The organism is Citrobacter sp. R4, assembly GCF_026719175.1.
Taxonomy (GTDB): Bacteria; Pseudomonadota; Gammaproteobacteria; order Enterobacterales; family Enterobacteriaceae; genus Citrobacter_A; species Citrobacter_A sedlakii.
The window spans coordinates 1-13,153 of record NZ_JAPPSU010000022.1 but is presented as its reverse complement, the minus strand read 5'-3'; the positions used below and the strand labels follow the sequence as shown (position 1 = coordinate 13,153).

General features: G+C 50.5%; 27 protein-coding genes and 1 pseudogene. 1 reads left to right on the top strand and 27 read right to left on the bottom strand.

The genetic code is table 11. The annotated features are described in order from the left end of the window. Window position 1: 1 nt before the first annotated feature. The 24 genes from rpsM to rpsJ all read right to left on the bottom strand — a co-directional run bounded on the left by rpsM (window position 2) and on the right by rpsJ (window position 11,155). Window positions 2-358 carry a 30S ribosomal protein S13 gene (gene rpsM / locus OOJ60_RS23610; protein WP_012908431.1) on the bottom strand — a complete coding sequence of 119 codons (357 nt, stop codon included), beginning with the start codon at window positions 356-358 and terminating at the stop codon, window positions 2-4. A gap of 146 nt (window positions 359-504) precedes the next feature. Beyond that, window positions 505-621, bottom strand: a complete 117-nt coding sequence (gene rpmJ / locus OOJ60_RS23605; protein ID WP_000868187.1) for a 50S ribosomal protein L36 — start codon at window positions 619-621, stop codon at window positions 505-507. A 31-nt stretch (window positions 622-652) separates the two neighbouring features. After that, the gene (gene secY, locus OOJ60_RS23600; RefSeq protein WP_001118864.1) at window positions 653-1,984 is read right to left on the bottom strand and encodes a preprotein translocase subunit SecY; all 1,332 of its coding nucleotides are present in this window, start codon (window positions 1,982-1,984) and stop codon (window positions 653-655) included. Between the two features lie 7 nt (window positions 1,985-1,991). Then, window positions 1,992-2,426, bottom strand: a complete 435-nt coding sequence (rplO, locus tag OOJ60_RS23595) for a 50S ribosomal protein L15 (protein WP_012908430.1) — start codon at window positions 2,424-2,426, stop codon at window positions 1,992-1,994. A 3-nt stretch (window positions 2,427-2,429) separates the two neighbouring features. Continuing rightward, window positions 2,430-2,609: a 50S ribosomal protein L30 gene (gene rpmD, locus OOJ60_RS23590; protein WP_001140434.1), complete on the bottom strand. Its 180-nt coding sequence runs from the start codon at window positions 2,607-2,609 to the stop codon at window positions 2,430-2,432. A 3-nt stretch (window positions 2,610-2,612) separates the two neighbouring features. Continuing rightward, window positions 2,613-3,116 (bottom strand): 30S ribosomal protein S5, encoded by a 504-nt coding sequence (gene rpsE, locus OOJ60_RS23585; RefSeq protein WP_000940121.1) that lies wholly within the window; start codon window positions 3,114-3,116, stop codon window positions 2,613-2,615. Window positions 3,117-3,130: 14 nt separating this feature from the next. Further along, window positions 3,131-3,484, bottom strand: a complete 354-nt coding sequence (rplR, locus tag OOJ60_RS23580) for a 50S ribosomal protein L18 (RefSeq protein WP_000358960.1) — start codon at window positions 3,482-3,484, stop codon at window positions 3,131-3,133. Window positions 3,485-3,493: 9 nt separating this feature from the next. Next, the gene (gene rplF / locus OOJ60_RS23575) at window positions 3,494-4,027 is read right to left on the bottom strand and encodes a 50S ribosomal protein L6 (protein ID WP_012135817.1); all 534 of its coding nucleotides are present in this window, start codon (window positions 4,025-4,027) and stop codon (window positions 3,494-3,496) included. A 12-nt stretch (window positions 4,028-4,039) separates the two neighbouring features. Continuing rightward, window positions 4,040-4,432: a 30S ribosomal protein S8 gene (rpsH, locus tag OOJ60_RS23570; RefSeq protein ID WP_000062611.1), complete on the bottom strand. Its 393-nt coding sequence runs from the start codon at window positions 4,430-4,432 to the stop codon at window positions 4,040-4,042. Window positions 4,433-4,465: 33 nt separating this feature from the next. Then, window positions 4,466-4,771, bottom strand: coding sequence for a 30S ribosomal protein S14 (gene rpsN, locus OOJ60_RS23565; protein WP_012135425.1), 306 nt, complete (start codon window positions 4,769-4,771; stop codon window positions 4,466-4,468). Between the two features lie 14 nt (window positions 4,772-4,785). Continuing rightward, a complete protein-coding gene (rplE, locus tag OOJ60_RS23560; RefSeq protein ID WP_001096202.1) occupies window positions 4,786-5,325 on the bottom strand; it encodes a 50S ribosomal protein L5 in 540 nt (179 codons plus the stop codon). A 14-nt stretch (window positions 5,326-5,339) separates the two neighbouring features. Next, window positions 5,340-5,654 (bottom strand): 50S ribosomal protein L24, encoded by a 315-nt coding sequence (gene rplX / locus OOJ60_RS23555; RefSeq protein WP_000729185.1) that lies wholly within the window; start codon window positions 5,652-5,654, stop codon window positions 5,340-5,342. A gap of 10 nt (window positions 5,655-5,664) precedes the next feature. Beyond that, window positions 5,665-6,036 carry a 50S ribosomal protein L14 gene (gene rplN, locus OOJ60_RS23550; protein ID WP_002919748.1) on the bottom strand — a complete coding sequence of 124 codons (372 nt, stop codon included), beginning with the start codon at window positions 6,034-6,036 and terminating at the stop codon, window positions 5,665-5,667. A gap of 162 nt (window positions 6,037-6,198) precedes the next feature. Next, window positions 6,199-6,453, bottom strand: coding sequence for a 30S ribosomal protein S17 (gene rpsQ, locus OOJ60_RS23545; RefSeq protein ID WP_002438707.1), 255 nt, complete (start codon window positions 6,451-6,453; stop codon window positions 6,199-6,201). Continuing rightward, the gene (gene rpmC / locus OOJ60_RS23540; RefSeq protein ID WP_000644742.1) at window positions 6,453-6,644 is read right to left on the bottom strand and encodes a 50S ribosomal protein L29; all 192 of its coding nucleotides are present in this window, start codon (window positions 6,642-6,644) and stop codon (window positions 6,453-6,455) included. The genes rpsQ and rpmC overlap by 1 nt, the downstream gene beginning before the upstream one ends. Beyond that, complete coding sequence (gene rplP, locus OOJ60_RS23535; RefSeq protein ID WP_000941208.1) at window positions 6,644-7,054, bottom strand: 50S ribosomal protein L16; 411 nt, start codon at window positions 7,052-7,054, stop codon at window positions 6,644-6,646. Before rplP ends, rpmC begins: the two co-directional genes overlap by 1 nt. Before the next feature lie 12 nt (window positions 7,055-7,066). Beyond that, a complete protein-coding gene (gene rpsC / locus OOJ60_RS23530) occupies window positions 7,067-7,768 on the bottom strand; it encodes a 30S ribosomal protein S3 (protein ID WP_000529945.1) in 702 nt (233 codons plus the stop codon). 17 nt (window positions 7,769-7,785) lie between these two features. After that, the gene (gene rplV, locus OOJ60_RS23525; protein ID WP_000447529.1) at window positions 7,786-8,118 is read right to left on the bottom strand and encodes a 50S ribosomal protein L22; all 333 of its coding nucleotides are present in this window, start codon (window positions 8,116-8,118) and stop codon (window positions 7,786-7,788) included. A gap of 14 nt (window positions 8,119-8,132) precedes the next feature. Further along, entirely contained in the window at window positions 8,133-8,411 is a 279-nt protein-coding gene (gene rpsS / locus OOJ60_RS23520; protein ID WP_001138117.1) for a 30S ribosomal protein S19, read from the bottom strand. 16 nt (window positions 8,412-8,427) lie between these two features. After that, complete coding sequence (gene rplB, locus OOJ60_RS23515) at window positions 8,428-9,249, bottom strand: 50S ribosomal protein L2 (RefSeq protein ID WP_000301864.1); 822 nt, start codon at window positions 9,247-9,249, stop codon at window positions 8,428-8,430. Between the two features lie 17 nt (window positions 9,250-9,266). Beyond that, window positions 9,267-9,569, bottom strand: coding sequence for a 50S ribosomal protein L23 (rplW, locus tag OOJ60_RS23510; protein WP_000617546.1), 303 nt, complete (start codon window positions 9,567-9,569; stop codon window positions 9,267-9,269). Further along, entirely contained in the window at window positions 9,566-10,171 is a 606-nt protein-coding gene (gene rplD / locus OOJ60_RS23505; protein ID WP_000424395.1) for a 50S ribosomal protein L4, read from the bottom strand. The genes rplW and rplD overlap by 4 nt, the downstream gene beginning before the upstream one ends. Before the next feature lie 10 nt (window positions 10,172-10,181). Further along, a complete protein-coding gene (rplC, locus tag OOJ60_RS23500; protein WP_042293120.1) occupies window positions 10,182-10,811 on the bottom strand; it encodes a 50S ribosomal protein L3 in 630 nt (209 codons plus the stop codon). 32 nt (window positions 10,812-10,843) lie between these two features. Beyond that, the gene (rpsJ, locus tag OOJ60_RS23495; protein WP_001181005.1) at window positions 10,844-11,155 is read right to left on the bottom strand and encodes a 30S ribosomal protein S10; all 312 of its coding nucleotides are present in this window, start codon (window positions 11,153-11,155) and stop codon (window positions 10,844-10,846) included. Window positions 11,156-11,533: 378 nt separating this feature from the next. On the opposite strand from rpsJ, the gene OOJ60_RS23490 reads away from it, so the two are divergent. Next, window positions 11,534-12,010, top strand: coding sequence for a prepilin peptidase (locus OOJ60_RS23490; protein ID WP_205613262.1), 477 nt, complete (start codon window positions 11,534-11,536; stop codon window positions 12,008-12,010). Here the strand turns inward: OOJ60_RS23490 and bfr are convergent. The 3 genes and pseudogenes from bfr to tuf all read right to left on the bottom strand — a co-directional run. Further along, on the bottom strand, window positions 12,000-12,476 hold the full coding sequence (gene bfr, locus OOJ60_RS23485; protein WP_042293126.1) for a bacterioferritin: 477 nt from the start codon (window positions 12,474-12,476) through the stop codon (window positions 12,000-12,002). The two genes, OOJ60_RS23490 and bfr, sit on opposite strands and share 11 nt — an antisense overlap. Window positions 12,477-12,548: 72 nt before the next feature. After that, complete coding sequence (gene bfd / locus OOJ60_RS23480; RefSeq protein WP_042293128.1) at window positions 12,549-12,743, bottom strand: bacterioferritin-associated ferredoxin; 195 nt, start codon at window positions 12,741-12,743, stop codon at window positions 12,549-12,551. Window positions 12,744-12,923: 180 nt separating this feature from the next. Then, window positions 12,924-13,153, bottom strand: a pseudogene (gene tuf, locus OOJ60_RS23475) (elongation factor Tu); the annotation flags it as partial.

The window sequence follows — 13,153 nt, the reverse complement described above, 5'->3', positions numbered from 1 at the left end:
ATTATTTCTTGATCGGTTTGCGCGGACCCTTACGGGTACGTGCGTTGGTCTTGGTACGCTGACCGCGAACCGGGAGACCACGACGATGACGCAAACCGCGATAGCAACCAAGATCCATCAGGCGCTTGATGCTCATGCTGATTTCACGGCGCAGATCACCTTCAACGACAAATTTGGCAACTTCGTCACGCAGCGTGTCGATTTGTCCTTCAGACAGCTCACTGATCTTAACATTTTCAGCGATACCCGCTGCAGCCAGGATGGCTTTAGAACGGGTCTTACCGATGCCGTAGATCGACGTTAATGCGATCACAGCATGTTTCTGATCAGGAATGTTAATGCCTGCTATACGGGCCACTATGCACTCCTACTATTTAATATGTACGCACCATGCTGAAAAGCCCGTTTTCAGGATACTCAAATGGAAACGTACAGACATACAAAAGATTGGCTGGCTAATCTAGCCAGCTCAACCCAACTTTGCAAGAAAAATATGCGAATAAATCAGCCTTGGCGCTGTTTATGCTTCGGCTCGGCACTGCAAATCACACGGATGACACCATCACGCTTAACGATTTTGCAGTTACGGCATAATTTCTTGACGGAAGCACGAACTTTCATTTTTACTCTCCGTAACTTCTCGGGCGACCAATTAACGGCCGTAGCCTTTCAGGTTCGCCTTCTTCAATGCAGACTCATACTGACTGGACATCATCAGAGTTTGCACTTGAGCCATAAAGTCCATAATCACGACAACAACGATAAGCAGTGAGGTCCCACCGAAGTAGAACGGTACTTTCATTGCATCACGCATGAACTCCGGGATCAGGCAGATAAAGGTAATATAAAGCGCACCGACCAGAGTCAGGCGGGTCATTACTTTATCGATATACTTCGCCGTTTGCTCTCCCGGACGAATTCCTGGTACAAATGCACCGGACTTCTTCAGGTTATCTGCTGTTTCACGCGGGTTGAAGACCAACGCCGTGTAGAAGAAACAGAAGAAGATGATTGCAGACGCATAGAGTAACACATAAAGCGGTTGCCCAGGCTGCAAATACAGCGAAATTGTTGTCAGCCAGTTCCAACCAGTACCGCCCCCGAACCATGACGCGATGGTTGCCGGGAACAGAATAATACTGGAAGCGAAGATAGCCGGGATAACCCCCGCCATATTCACTTTCAGCGGTAAATGTGTGCTCTGTGCAGCATAGACACGACGACCTTGCTGACGTTTCGCGTAGTTTACCACAATGCGGCGTTGACCACGTTCAACAAATACAACAAAGAACGTCACTGCAAATACTAATACTGCAACCAACAGCAACACGAGGAAGTGCAGGTCGCCTTGACGCGCTTGCTCGATAGTATGGGCGATGGCTGGCGGGAGACCCGCGACAATACCGGCGAAGATAATGATTGAGATACCGTTACCGATACCCCGTTCAGTAATCTGTTCGCCCAACCACATCAGGAACATGGTTCCCGTGACCAGACTTACAACAGCGGTGAAATAGAATGCAAAGCCCGGGTTCATCACCAGGCCTTGCATACCAGGCATATTCGGCAGACCGGTAGCAATACCGATCGACTGGAATATTGCCAGCACCAGAGTACCGTAACGGGTGTACTGGCTGATCTTACGACGACCAGACTCCCCTTCTTTCTTAATTTCCGCCAACGTTGGATGAACCACCGTCAGCAGCTGGATAATAATCGATGCCGAAATGTACGGCATAATACCCAGGGCAAAGATAGAAGCACGGCTGAGAGCACCACCAGAGAACATGTTGAACATCTCAATGATGGTGCCTCGCTGTTGCTCAAGCAGTTTGGCAAGTACAGCGGCATCAATACCAGGGATCGGAATAAAAGAGCCAATACGGAACACAATCAGCGCACCGATAACAAACAGCAGTCTGCGTTTCAGCTCGCCTAAGCCACCTTTGGCACTTTGAAAATCTAATCCCGGTTGTTTAGCCATCTGCTACTTATTCCTCGATTTTACCGCCAGCAGCTTCGATAGCAGCACGAGCGCCTTTAGTAACACGCAGGCCACGAACAGTTACCGGAGTAGTGACTTCACCAGACATGATCACTTTCGCGAACTCGATCTGGATACCGATAATGTTAGCCGCTTTCAGCGTGTTCAGGTCTACAACGCCGCCTTCTACTTTCGCCAGGTCAGACAGACGAACTTCGGCTGTAATCGCTGCTTTACGAGAAGTGAAGCCGAATTTCGGCAGACGACGGTACAGAGGCATCTGACCACCCTCGAAACCGCGACGTACGCCACCGCCAGAACGAGACTTCTGACCTTTGTGACCACGACCACCGGTTTTACCGAGGCCAGAACCGATACCACGACCCAGGCGTTTACCCGCCTTTTTGGAGCCTTCGGCCGGAGACAGAGTATTTAAACGCATCTCTTACTCCTCAACTTTAACCATGAAGGAAACCGCGTTGACCATACCACGAACGGCAGGAGTATCCTCACGTTCTACGGTGTGACCAATACGACGCAGACCCAGGCCAAGCAGCGTTGCCTTGTGTTTCGGCAGACGACCGATTGCACTGCGGGTTTGAGTAATTTTAATAGTCTTTGCCATGGTTTATTTCCCCAGAATTTCTTCAACGGATTTACCACGCTTGGCAGCGACCATTTCTGGAGAATTCATATTTTCCAGGCCATCAATAGTTGCACGAACCACGTTGATCGGGTTGGTGGAACCGTATGCTTTAGCCAGAACGTTATGAACCCCAGCAACTTCCAGAACGGCGCGCATTGCACCACCGGCGATAATACCGGTACCTTCGGAAGCTGGCTGCATGAATACACGAGAACCCGTGTGAACACCTTTAACCGGGTGTTGCAGGGTGCCGTTGTTCAGCGCGACGTTAATCATATTGCGACGGGCTTTTTCCATCGCTTTCTGGATCGCTGCTGGAACTTCACGCGCTTTACCGTAACCAAAACCAACGCGACCGTTACCATCGCCAACTACAGTCAGAGCTGTGAAGGAGAAAATACGACCACCTTTAACGGTTTTAGATACGCGGTTTACCGCGATCAGCTTTTCCTGCAGTTCGCCAGCTTGTTTTTCGATGTGAGCCATCTTACACCTCTACCTTAGAACTGAAGGCCAGCTTCACGGGCAGCATCTGCCAGTGCCTGGACACGACCATGATATTGGAACCCGGAACGGTCAAAGGACACATCTTTGATGCCTTTTTCCAGAGCGCGTTCAGCGACAGCTTTACCCACAGCTGCAGCCGCGTCTTTGTTACCGGTGTACTTCAGTTGTTCAGCGATAGCTTTTTCTACAGTAGAAGCAGCTACCAGAACTTCAGAACCGTTCGGTGCAATTACCTGTGCGTAAATGTGACGCGGGGTACGATGTACCACCAGGCGAGTTGCGCCCAGCTCCTGGAGCTTGCGGCGTGCGCGGGTCGCACGACGGATACGAGCAGATTTCTTATCCATAGTGTTACCTTACTTCTTCTTAGCCTCTTTGGTACGCACGACTTCGTCGGCGTAACGAACACCCTTGCCTTTATAAGGCTCAGGACGACGGTAGGCGCGCAGATCTGCTGCAACCTGGCCGATCACCTGCTTATCAGCGCCTTTCAGCACGATTTCAGTTTGAGTCGGGCACTCTGCAGTAATCCCAGCCGGCAGCTGATGGTCAACAGGGTGAGAGAAACCTAAGGACAGGTTTACTACATTCCCTTTAACCGCTGCACGATAACCTACACCAACCAGCTGCAGCTTCTTAGTGAAGCCTTCGGTAACACCGATAACCATTGAATTCAGCAGGGCACGCGCGGTACCAGCCTGAGCCCAACCGTCTACGTAACCATCACGCGGACCGAAGGTCAGTGCATTATCTGCATGTTTAACTTCAACAGCATCGTTGAGAGTACGAGTCAGCTCGCCGTTTTTACCTTTGATCGTAATAACCTGACCGTTGATTTTTACATCAACGCCGGCAGGAACAACGACCGGTGCTTTAGCAACACGAGACATTTTTTCCTCCGATTAGGCTACGTAGCAGATAATTTCGCCACCAAGACCAGCCTGGCGCGCTGCACGATCAGTCATAACACCTTTAGAGGTAGAAACAACCGCGATACCCAGACCCGCCATAACTTTCGGCAGCTCATCTTTACGTTTGTAGATGCGCAGACCTGGGCGGCTGACACGCTGAATGCTTTCTACAACAGCTTTACCCTGGAAATACTTAAGAGTCAGTTCCAGTTCCGGCTTGGTGTCGCCTTCAACTTTAAAATCTTCGATAAAACCTTCTTCCTTCAGCACGTTGGCGATTGCCACTTTCAGCTTGGAGGAAGGCATGGTGACCGCAGCTTTGTTCGCGGCCTGACCGTTACGGATACGGGTCAGCATATCCGCGATCGGATCTTGCATGCTCATCTGTCTTTACTCCCGTGATTCAATTGGTGACAATTACCAGCTAGCCTTTTTCAAGCCTGGTACTTCACCGCGCATTGCGGCTTCACGTAGCTTGATACGGCTCAACCCGAACTTGCCCACATAGCCATGTGGACGACCTGTTTGACGGCAGCGGTTACGCTGACGAGACGGGCTGGAATCACGCGGCAGAGTCTGCAGCTTAAGAACAGCGTTCCAACGATCTTCGTCGGAAGCGTTCACATCAGAGATGATCGCTTTCAGTTCAGCGCGTTTCGCGAAGTATTTATCAGCTAAAGCTACGCGTTTTACTTCGCGTGCTTTCATTGATTGCTTAGCCATTCAGTAACCCTACCTTACTTGCGGAACGGGAAGTCAAAGGCAGCCAGCAGAGCACGGCCTTCTTCGTCAGATTTCGCAGTAGTGGTAATGGTAATATCCAAACCACGAACGCGGTCGACTTTATCGTAGTCGATTTCTGGGAAGATGATCTGCTCACGGACACCCATGCTGTAGTTACCACGACCATCGAAAGACTTAGCGGACAAGCCACGGAAGTCACGGATACGCGGTACAGCAATAGTGATCAGGCGCTCAAAGAACTCCCACATGCGTTCGCCACGCAGAGTTACTTTACAGCCGATCGGATAGCCCTGACGGATTTTGAAGCCTGCAACAGATTTGCGTGCTTTGGTGATCAGCGGTTTTTGACCGGAGATTGCTGTCAGGTCAGCTGCTGCGTTATCCAGCAGTTTCTTGTCAGCGATCGCTTCACCAACACCCATGTTCAGGGTGATCTTCTCGACCCGAGGGACTTGCATGACAGAATTGTAGTTAAACTCAGTCATGAGTTTTTTAACTACTTCGTCTTTGTAGTAATCATGCAGTTTCGCCATCGTACTACTCCAAATTACTTGATAGTTTCGCTATTAGACTTGAAGAAACGGACTTTTTTACCGTCTTCGAATCTAAAGCCTACACGGTCAGCCTTGCCGGTTGCCGCATTGAAGATTGCAACGTTAGAAACCTGAATAGCAGCTTCTTTTTCAACGATGCCGCCTGGTTGGTTCAGAGCCGGAACCGGCTTCTGGTGTTTCTTAACCAGGTTGATACCTTCAACAATGACCTTGCCGGAAGACAGGACATTCTTAACTTTACCGCGCTTACCTTTATCTTTACCGGTTAACACGATAACTTCGTCATCACGACGGATTTTCGCTGCCATGATTCGCTCCTTAGAGTACTTCTGGTGCCAGAGAGATAATTTTCATGAACTTCTCGGTACGAAGCTCACGAGTTACCGGCCCAAAAATACGCGTACCGATAGGCTGCTCGCTGTTATTGTTCAGAATAACGCATGCATTACCATCGAAGCGAATGACAGAACCGTCCGGGCGACGAACACCCTTCTTGGTGCGCACCACTACCGCCTTCAGCACATCACCTTTTTTGACCTTACCACGCGGAATTGCTTCTTTGATGGTGATCTTGATGATGTCGCCTACGCCTGCGTAGCGACGGTGCGAGCCACCCAGAACCTTGATACACATTACGCGACGTGCACCGGAGTTGTCGGCGACGTTCAGCATAGTCTGTTCTTGGATCATTTTAGTGCTCCGCTAATGTCAACTACTACTGAGACCCGAAATCAGGTCGTTAAAAAAGCCCCATATCGGGGGCGCGGCATTATAACACCGCTCAAACGATATGGGTAGAAAAAATAAACGGCCCATCGCTGAGCCGTTTATTCGTTGAGAATGCGTACTGTATTACAGAACCGCTTTCTCTACAACGCGAACCAGTGTCCAGGACTTAGTCTTGGACAGCGGACGGCATTCACGGATTTCAACCTTGTCGCCGATACCGCATTCGTTGTTCTCGTCATGTACGTGCAGTTTGGTCGTACGCTTGATGAATTTACCGTAGATCGGGTGTTTCACAAAACGTTCGATAGCAACAACAATGGATTTCTCCATTTTGTCGCTAACAACGCGACCTTGCAGAGTACGGATTTTATCGGTCATTACGCACCCGCCTTCTCAGTCAGTAAAGTCTTAACGCGTGCGACATCGCGACGCACTTGCTTCAACAGGTGAGACTGTTGCAGCTGGCCACTTGCAGCCTGCATACGCAGGTTGAACTGCTCACGCAGCAGGTTCAGCAGCTCGGTGTTCAGCTCTTCAACGCTCTTCTCACGCAGCTCTTTTGCTTTCATTACATCACCGTCTTAGTTACAAAGGTGGTTTTAATCGGCAGTTTCGCTGCTGCCAGCTTGAATGCTTCACGGGCCAGCTCTTCCGGTACGCCGTCCATTTCATACAGGACTTTACCCGGCTGAATCAAGGCAACCCAATACTCCACGTTACCTTTACCTTTACCCATACGCACTGCCAGCGGCTTTTCAGTGATCGGTTTGTCCGGGAATACACGGATCCAGATCTTACCTTGACGCTTAACTGCACGGGTCATAGCACGACGTGCTGCTTCGATCTGACGGGCAGTCAGACGACCACGGCCAACAGCTTTCAGACCGAAGCTGCCGAAGCTAACATCCGCGCCTGCAGCCAGACCGCGGTTACGGCCTTTGTGCATCTTACGGAATTTTGTACGCTTTGGTTGTAACATCAGCGACGCTCCTTATTTACGGCCTTTACGCTGCTGCTTTTTAGGTTGCGCAGCCGGTTTTTCCGGTTGTTCAACAGCAGCCATACCACCCAGGATCTCGCCTTTGAAGATCCATACCTTAACGCCGATTACACCGTAAGTGGTGTGCGCTTCAGAGGTGTTGTAGTCGATGTCAGCACGCAGAGTGTGCAGCGGTACGCGACCTTCACGGTACCATTCGGTACGTGCGATTTCCGCGCCGCCCAGACGGCCGCTAACTTCAACTTTGATACCTTTAGCGCCCAGACGCATTGCGTTCTGTACAGCACGCTTCATCGCACGGCGGAACATAACACGACGTTCCAGCTGAGAAGTGATGCTGTCAGCAACCAGTTTTGCGTCCAGTTCAGGTTTACGAACTTCGGCGATATTGATCTGTGCAGGAACGCCAGCGATATCCGCTACGACCTTACGCAGTTTTTCTACGTCTTCGCCTTTCTTACCGATAACGATACCCGGGCGAGCAGTGTGAATAGTCACACGGATGCTCTTAGCCGGACGCTCGATAACGATACGAGATACGGACGCTTTAGCCAGTTCCTTCGTCAGGTACTGACGTACTTTAAAATCGCTGTCCAGGTTGTCAGCGAATTCTTTGGTGTTCGCAAACCAGGTAGAGTTCCATGGTTTTACAATACCCAGGCGAATACCATTAGGATGTACTTTCTGACCCATTGCTAGTCTCCAGAGTCTCAGCGATCGGACACAACCACAGTGATGTGGCTGGTGCGCTTCAGGATGCGATCTGCACGACCTTTTGCACGCGGCATAATGCGCTTCATGCTCGGGCCTTCGTCTACGAAAATTTTCGTAACTTTCAGATCGTCAATGTCAGCGCCATCGTTGTGTTCAGCGTTAGCAATGGCAGATTCCAGAACCTTCTTGACCAATACAGCCGCTTTCTTGTTGGTGTAGGTCAGAATATCCAGAGCCTGCGACACTTTCTTACCGCGAATCAGGTCAGCAACAAGGCGGACCTTCTGAGCAGAAGAACGAGCATGGCGATGTTTAGCGATAGTTTCCATCTCTTCCTCCTACCTTATTTCTTCTTCGCTTTTTTATCAGCAGCGTGGCCGCGATAAGTACGAGTCGGTGCGAATTCACCCAGTTTGTGACCGACCATTTCATCGGTTACAAATACCGGAACGTGCTGACGACCATTATGGACAGCGATGGTCAAACCGATCATGTTAGGAAAGATCGTTGAACGACGGGACCAAGTGCGCAGGGGCTTCTTGTCTCCGCTTTCCACCGCTTTCTCTACCTTCTTCAGCAAGTGCAGGTCAATAAAAGGACCTTTCTTGAGAGAACGTGGCATGGCTTATCCTCTAAAATTATTTGCTACGGCGACGTACGATGAATTTATCAGTACGCTTGTTGCTGCGGGTCTTCTTACCTTTGGTCTGAACGCCCCACGGGGTTACCGGGTGCTTACCAAAGTTACGACCTTCACCACCACCATGTGGGTGGTCTACTGGGTTCATCGCGGTACCGCGAACGGTCGGACGAACACCACGCCAACGTGCAGCACCTGCTTTACCCAGAACGCGCAGCATATGCTCAGCATTGCCAACTTCGCCCAGAGTTGCACGGCAGTCTGCTTCGACTTTACGCATTTCACCAGAACGCAGACGCAGGGTGACATAAGCACCATCGCGCGCAACGATCTGAACGTAAGTCCCTGCGGAACGTGCCAGCTGACCGCCTTTACCTGGTTTCATTTCTACGTTATGAACGGTAGAACCAACCGGGATATTGCGCATCGGCAGGGTGTTGCCTGGTTTGATTGCAGCATCAACGCCAGATTGGATCTGGTCGCCAGCTTTCAGGCCTTTAGGGGCCAGGATGTAACGGCGTTCGCCATCTTTGTACAGAACCAGCGCGATGTTCGCGGAACGGTTCGGATCGTACTCAAGACGCTCAACAACTGCCGGGATACCGTCTTTGTTGCGTTTAAAGTCAACAATACGATAAGCCTGCTTGTGGCCACCACCGATGTGACGAGTGGTGATACGGCCATTGTTGTTACGACCACCGGATTTGCTGTTTTTTTCCAGCAACGGAGCAAAAGGTTTGCCCTTGTGCAGCTCAGGGTTAACCACTTTAACTACGTGGCGACGACCCGGAGATGTCGGTTTACATTTAACAACTGCCATTGTATTACTCCTCCGACTTACTCAGCGCCGCCAACGAAGTCCAGGTTCTGGCCTTCTTTCAGGGTGACGTAAGCTTTTTTCCAGTCGCTACGACGACCGATACGCTGTCCGTGACGTTTAACTTTCCCTTTAACGACCAGGGTGTTAACGACTTCGACTTCGACTTCAAACAGTTTCTGCACAGCAGCTTTGATTTCTGCTTTGGTCGCGTCTTTAGCAACTTTGAGAACGATGGTGTTAGTTTTTTCCATCGCAGTAGACGCTTTTTCAGAAACGTGCGGTGCGCGCAGCACCTTCAGCAGACGTTCTTCACGAATCATGCCAGCATCTCCTCAACTTGCTTAACAGCATCAGCAGTCATTACGACTTTGTCGAAGGCGATCAGGCTAACCGGGTCGATACCCGTCGCATCGCGTACGTCAACCTTGTGCAGGTTACGTGCGGCCAGGAACAGGTTTTCGTCCAGCTCACCGGTGATGATCAGCACATCTTCCAGAGCCATGTCTTTCAGTTTCTGTGCCAGCAGCTTAGTTTTAGGCGCTTCAACAGAGAACTTCTCGACAACGATCAGACGATCCTGACGTACCAGTTCGGACAGAATGCTTTTCAGCGCGCCGCGGTACATCTTCTTGTTAACTTTTTGACTGTGGTCCTGCGGACGCGCAGCGAAGGTCACGCCACCAGAACGCCAGATCGGGCTCTTGATAGAACCTGAACGCGCACGGCCGGTACCTTTCTGGCGCCACGGTTTTTTACCGGAACCAGTTACTTCAGCACGAGTCTTCTGAGCACGAGTACCCTGACGAGCACCAGCTGCATAAGCAACAACAACCTGGTGAACCAGCGCTTCGTTGAAATCACGACCGAAGGTAGTTTCGGAAACAGTCAGCGCGCTCTGCGCGTCTTTCAATACTAATTCCATTGCTATCCCCTTACGCCTTCACAGCTGGTTTAACGATCAGGTCGCAGCCGGTTGCACCCGGGACCGCACCTTTAACCAGCAGCAGGTTGCGCTCAGCGTCAACACGTACTACGTCCAGGCTCTGAACAGTGACACGTTCGTTACCCAGCTGACCTGCCATTTTCTTGCCTTTGAACACTTTGCCCGGAGTCTGGTTCTGACCGATAGAACCCGGAACGCGGTGAGACAAGGAGTTACCGTGAGTCGCGTCCTGGGTACGGAAGTTCCAGCGCTTAACGGTACCTGCGAAACCTTTACCTTTAGAGGTGCCAGTTACGTCAACTTTTTTAACTTCAGCAAACAGCTCAACGCTAATGCTCTGACCTACGGTGAACTCTTCGCCTTCAGCCAGACGGAATTCCCACAGACCACGGCCAGCTTCTACGCCAGCTTTAGCAAAATGACCCGCTTCCGGCTTGGTTACACGGTTAGCTTTTTTAGCACCGGTGGTAACCTGGATTGCGCGGTAGCCATCGTTAGCCAGGTCTTTAACCTGAGTAACACGGTTTGCTTCAACTTCGATTACGGTTACTGGGATTGAAACGCCATCTTCAGTGAAGATGCGAGTCATGCCCACTTTTTTACCGACTAAACCAATCATTGTTTCAACCTCTCAATCGCTCGATGACCTGATTAACCCAGGCTGATCTGCACGTCTACACCGGCAGCCAGATCCAGACGCATCAGAGCATCAACGGTTTTCTCGGTTGGCTCAACGATGTCAACCAGACGCTTGTGAGTGCGGATTTCGTACTGGTCACGCGCGTCTTTGTTAACGTGCGGGGAGATCAGAACGGTGAAGCGCTCTTTGCGGGTCGGCAGCGGGATCGGACCACGGACTTGCGCACCAGTGCGCTTAGCAGTCTCGACGATTTCCGCGGTTGATTGATCGATCAGACGATGATCAAACGCTTTCAGGCGGATACGGATTCTTTGGTTCTGCATGAGACCAGAGCTCCAATTATTTTATAAACGAAAATGATTACTCCTCAGACCCATTACGATTGATGGGAGAGTGTAACCGTTCTTACGTAGCTCCCCGATTGGGAGCATTGTGAGATAACCAAATCGGTTACCCGAGGTTCAAATCGAACCTGCCGTCGATTAAGACAAGCCCGCGCATTATACGCAAATCTCAGCCTGACGCAAGCATCGCGTAGATATTAAACATTTTCCCCTGAATGCGAGCAGCCTTCAGCGTTGTATTGCAATGCAAACTCGGCTGACAGTGACGGCGGAAATCCGCGCGCATATCCTGATAATGCCGCTTGTTCTCCGGCAGTCCTTCATTACAGTGACGCTTTTTAGCTGGGAGATTGCCCAATGATAACCGCCCTGCCCTTTCTGCTTTGCTATGTTTCATCGACCCTGTACCTGGCGCTTTATGACTTACGCACCGGTGTGCTGCCAGACCGCGTCACCTGCCCTCTGTTGTGGATCGGGTTGGTTTTTCATCAATGCTTTTTTCCGGCACGGCTCGCCGATGCGCTATGGGGCGCCGTCGCAGGCTATATGGGATTTGCTGGCTTGTACTGGACTTATCGGTTTATTCGCGGACAAGAGGGGCTGGGTTATGGTGATGTGAAGTTTCTTGCCGCGTTGGGCGCGTGGCATGGATGGCCATCGTTACCGCTGTTGGTGCTTTGCGCATCGCTGCTTGCCAGCCTGTGCGTTGCAGCAGAGACGCTCATTCGCGGAAAGAGAGCGTTAAAAAACCCGCTGCCTTTTGGGCCATTTCTGGCGGCGGCGGGTTTCATCACTGGATGTCATCAATTAATGACTGGGGGTATTAGCTTGTGACCTGAATCTGCGATTGCAGGTAGTTCTGGATACCCAACTTAGCGATGAGATCCAGCTCGGTTTCCAGCCAGTCAATATGCCCTTCTTCATCCGCCAGGATCTCGATCATCATGTCCCGGCTGACGTAATCATGAATGGTATCGGCATAGGCGATGGCTTCACGCAGGTCTTTTGCCCCTTCAAGCTCGAGCCGAAGATCGGATTGTAACATCTCTTCGACGTCTTCACCGATACCCAGCTTGCCAAGATCCTGCAGGTTTGGGATCCCTTCAAGAAACAAAATACGCTCGATGTATTTATCGGCGTGTTTCATCTCATCAATGGATTCATGGTACTCGACATCATTAAGGCGAGTGAGTCCCCAGTTTTTGAACATACGGGCATGAAGAAAATACTGGTTAATCGCGACAAGCTCATTTCCCAATAGTTTATTGAGATAATTTATGATTTTAACATCACCTTTCATTTTATAGTCCCTCCGCTTCCACTCTCTTGAGCGTAGATGGGGCTACAGGGATGTCAAAAAAAAGAGTGTGACTCAGGCGATTTCTTTAAACTCTGGCATTTGCGTCAATTCGTCCTGCATGACTTCACGTGCCGCTCGTATACATTTACCGCATTGATTTCCGACAGGAATAAACTTACGTAACTGTTGGAACGATTGAGGATGAAACTGACGTACAGCCTGACGAATTTTCTTATCACTTACACCATTACACAAACAAACGTACATGATCGCTCCCGTTCAATTTCTGCGCAAAGTGTAAATGAGAATAGTTATGATTACAATAGCACAATTCTGCTTACGCGGCGGAAGGAAAGACAAATTTGCGAAGATTTGTGACAGCTGCGTAGCAGGCAGCAAAAAGGGCGCCGAAGCGCCCTTTTCAGTTCAATACTAATTAATGAATAATTAGCCCAGAACTTTAGCAACCACGCCCGCACCTACAGTACGGCCGCCTTCACGGATTGCGAAACGCAGACCGTCGTCCATCGCGATCGGGTGGATCAGGGTTACAACCATTTTGATGTTGTCGCCCGGCATTACCATCTCTACGCCTTCCGGCAGTTCGATGGTGCCAGTCACGTCAGTTGTACGGAAGTAGAACTGCGGACGGTAGCCTTTGAAGAACGGAGTATGAC

Bases quoted from the DNA above. Each gene is read 5' to 3' on its own strand.
- rpmJ (WP_000868187.1), bottom strand. From the start codon at position 621: ATGAAAGTTCGTGCTTCCGTCAAGAAATTATGCCGTAACTGCAAAATC.
- secY (WP_001118864.1), bottom strand. From the start codon at position 1,984: ATGGCTAAACAACCGGGATTAGATTTTCAAAGTGCCAAAGGTGGCTTA.
- rplO (WP_012908430.1), bottom strand. From the start codon at position 2,426: ATGCGTTTAAATACTCTGTCTCCGGCCGAAGGCTCCAAAAAGGCGGGT.
- rpmD (WP_001140434.1), bottom strand. From the start codon at position 2,609: ATGGCAAAGACTATTAAAATTACTCAAACCCGCAGTGCAATCGGTCGT.
- rpsE (WP_000940121.1), bottom strand. From the start codon at position 3,116: ATGGCTCACATCGAAAAACAAGCTGGCGAACTGCAGGAAAAGCTGATC.
- rplR (WP_000358960.1), bottom strand. From the start codon at position 3,484: ATGGATAAGAAATCTGCTCGTATCCGTCGTGCGACCCGCGCACGCCGC.
- rplF (WP_012135817.1), bottom strand. From the start codon at position 4,027: ATGTCTCGTGTTGCTAAAGCACCGGTCGTTGTTCCTGCCGGCGTTGAT.
- rpsH (WP_000062611.1), bottom strand. From the start codon at position 4,432: ATGAGCATGCAAGATCCGATCGCGGATATGCTGACCCGTATCCGTAAC.
- rpsN (WP_012135425.1), bottom strand. From the start codon at position 4,771: ATGGCTAAGCAATCAATGAAAGCACGCGAAGTAAAACGCGTAGCTTTA.
- rplE (WP_001096202.1), bottom strand. From the start codon at position 5,325: ATGGCGAAACTGCATGATTACTACAAAGACGAAGTAGTTAAAAAACTC.
- rplX (WP_000729185.1), bottom strand. From the start codon at position 5,654: ATGGCAGCGAAAATCCGTCGTGATGACGAAGTTATCGTGTTAACCGGT.
- rplN (WP_002919748.1), bottom strand. From the start codon at position 6,036: ATGATCCAAGAACAGACTATGCTGAACGTCGCCGACAACTCCGGTGCA.
- rpsQ (WP_002438707.1), bottom strand. From the start codon at position 6,453: ATGACCGATAAAATCCGTACTCTGCAAGGTCGCGTTGTTAGCGACAAA.
- rpmC (WP_000644742.1), bottom strand. From the start codon at position 6,644: ATGAAAGCAAAAGAGCTGCGTGAGAAGAGCGTTGAAGAGCTGAACACC.
- rplP (WP_000941208.1), bottom strand. From the start codon at position 7,054: ATGTTACAACCAAAGCGTACAAAATTCCGTAAGATGCACAAAGGCCGT.
- rpsC (WP_000529945.1), bottom strand. From the start codon at position 7,768: ATGGGTCAGAAAGTACATCCTAATGGTATTCGCCTGGGTATTGTAAAA.
- rplV (WP_000447529.1), bottom strand. From the start codon at position 8,118: ATGGAAACTATCGCTAAACATCGCCATGCTCGTTCTTCTGCTCAGAAG.
- rpsS (WP_001138117.1), bottom strand. From the start codon at position 8,411: ATGCCACGTTCTCTCAAGAAAGGTCCTTTTATTGACCTGCACTTGCTG.
- rplB (WP_000301864.1), bottom strand. From the start codon at position 9,249: ATGGCAGTTGTTAAATGTAAACCGACATCTCCGGGTCGTCGCCACGTA.
- rplW (WP_000617546.1), bottom strand. From the start codon at position 9,569: ATGATTCGTGAAGAACGTCTGCTGAAGGTGCTGCGCGCACCGCACGTT.
- rplD (WP_000424395.1), bottom strand. From the start codon at position 10,171: ATGGAATTAGTATTGAAAGACGCGCAGAGCGCGCTGACTGTTTCCGAA.
- rplC (WP_042293120.1), bottom strand. From the start codon at position 10,811: ATGATTGGTTTAGTCGGTAAAAAAGTGGGCATGACTCGCATCTTCACT.
- rpsJ (WP_001181005.1), bottom strand. From the start codon at position 11,155: ATGCAGAACCAAAGAATCCGTATCCGCCTGAAAGCGTTTGATCATCGT.
- OOJ60_RS23490 (WP_205613262.1), top strand. From the start codon at position 11,534: ATGATAACCGCCCTGCCCTTTCTGCTTTGCTATGTTTCATCGACCCTG.
- bfr (WP_042293126.1), bottom strand. From the start codon at position 12,476: ATGAAAGGTGATGTTAAAATCATAAATTATCTCAATAAACTATTGGGA.
- bfd (WP_042293128.1), bottom strand. From the start codon at position 12,743: ATGTACGTTTGTTTGTGTAATGGTGTAAGTGATAAGAAAATTCGTCAG.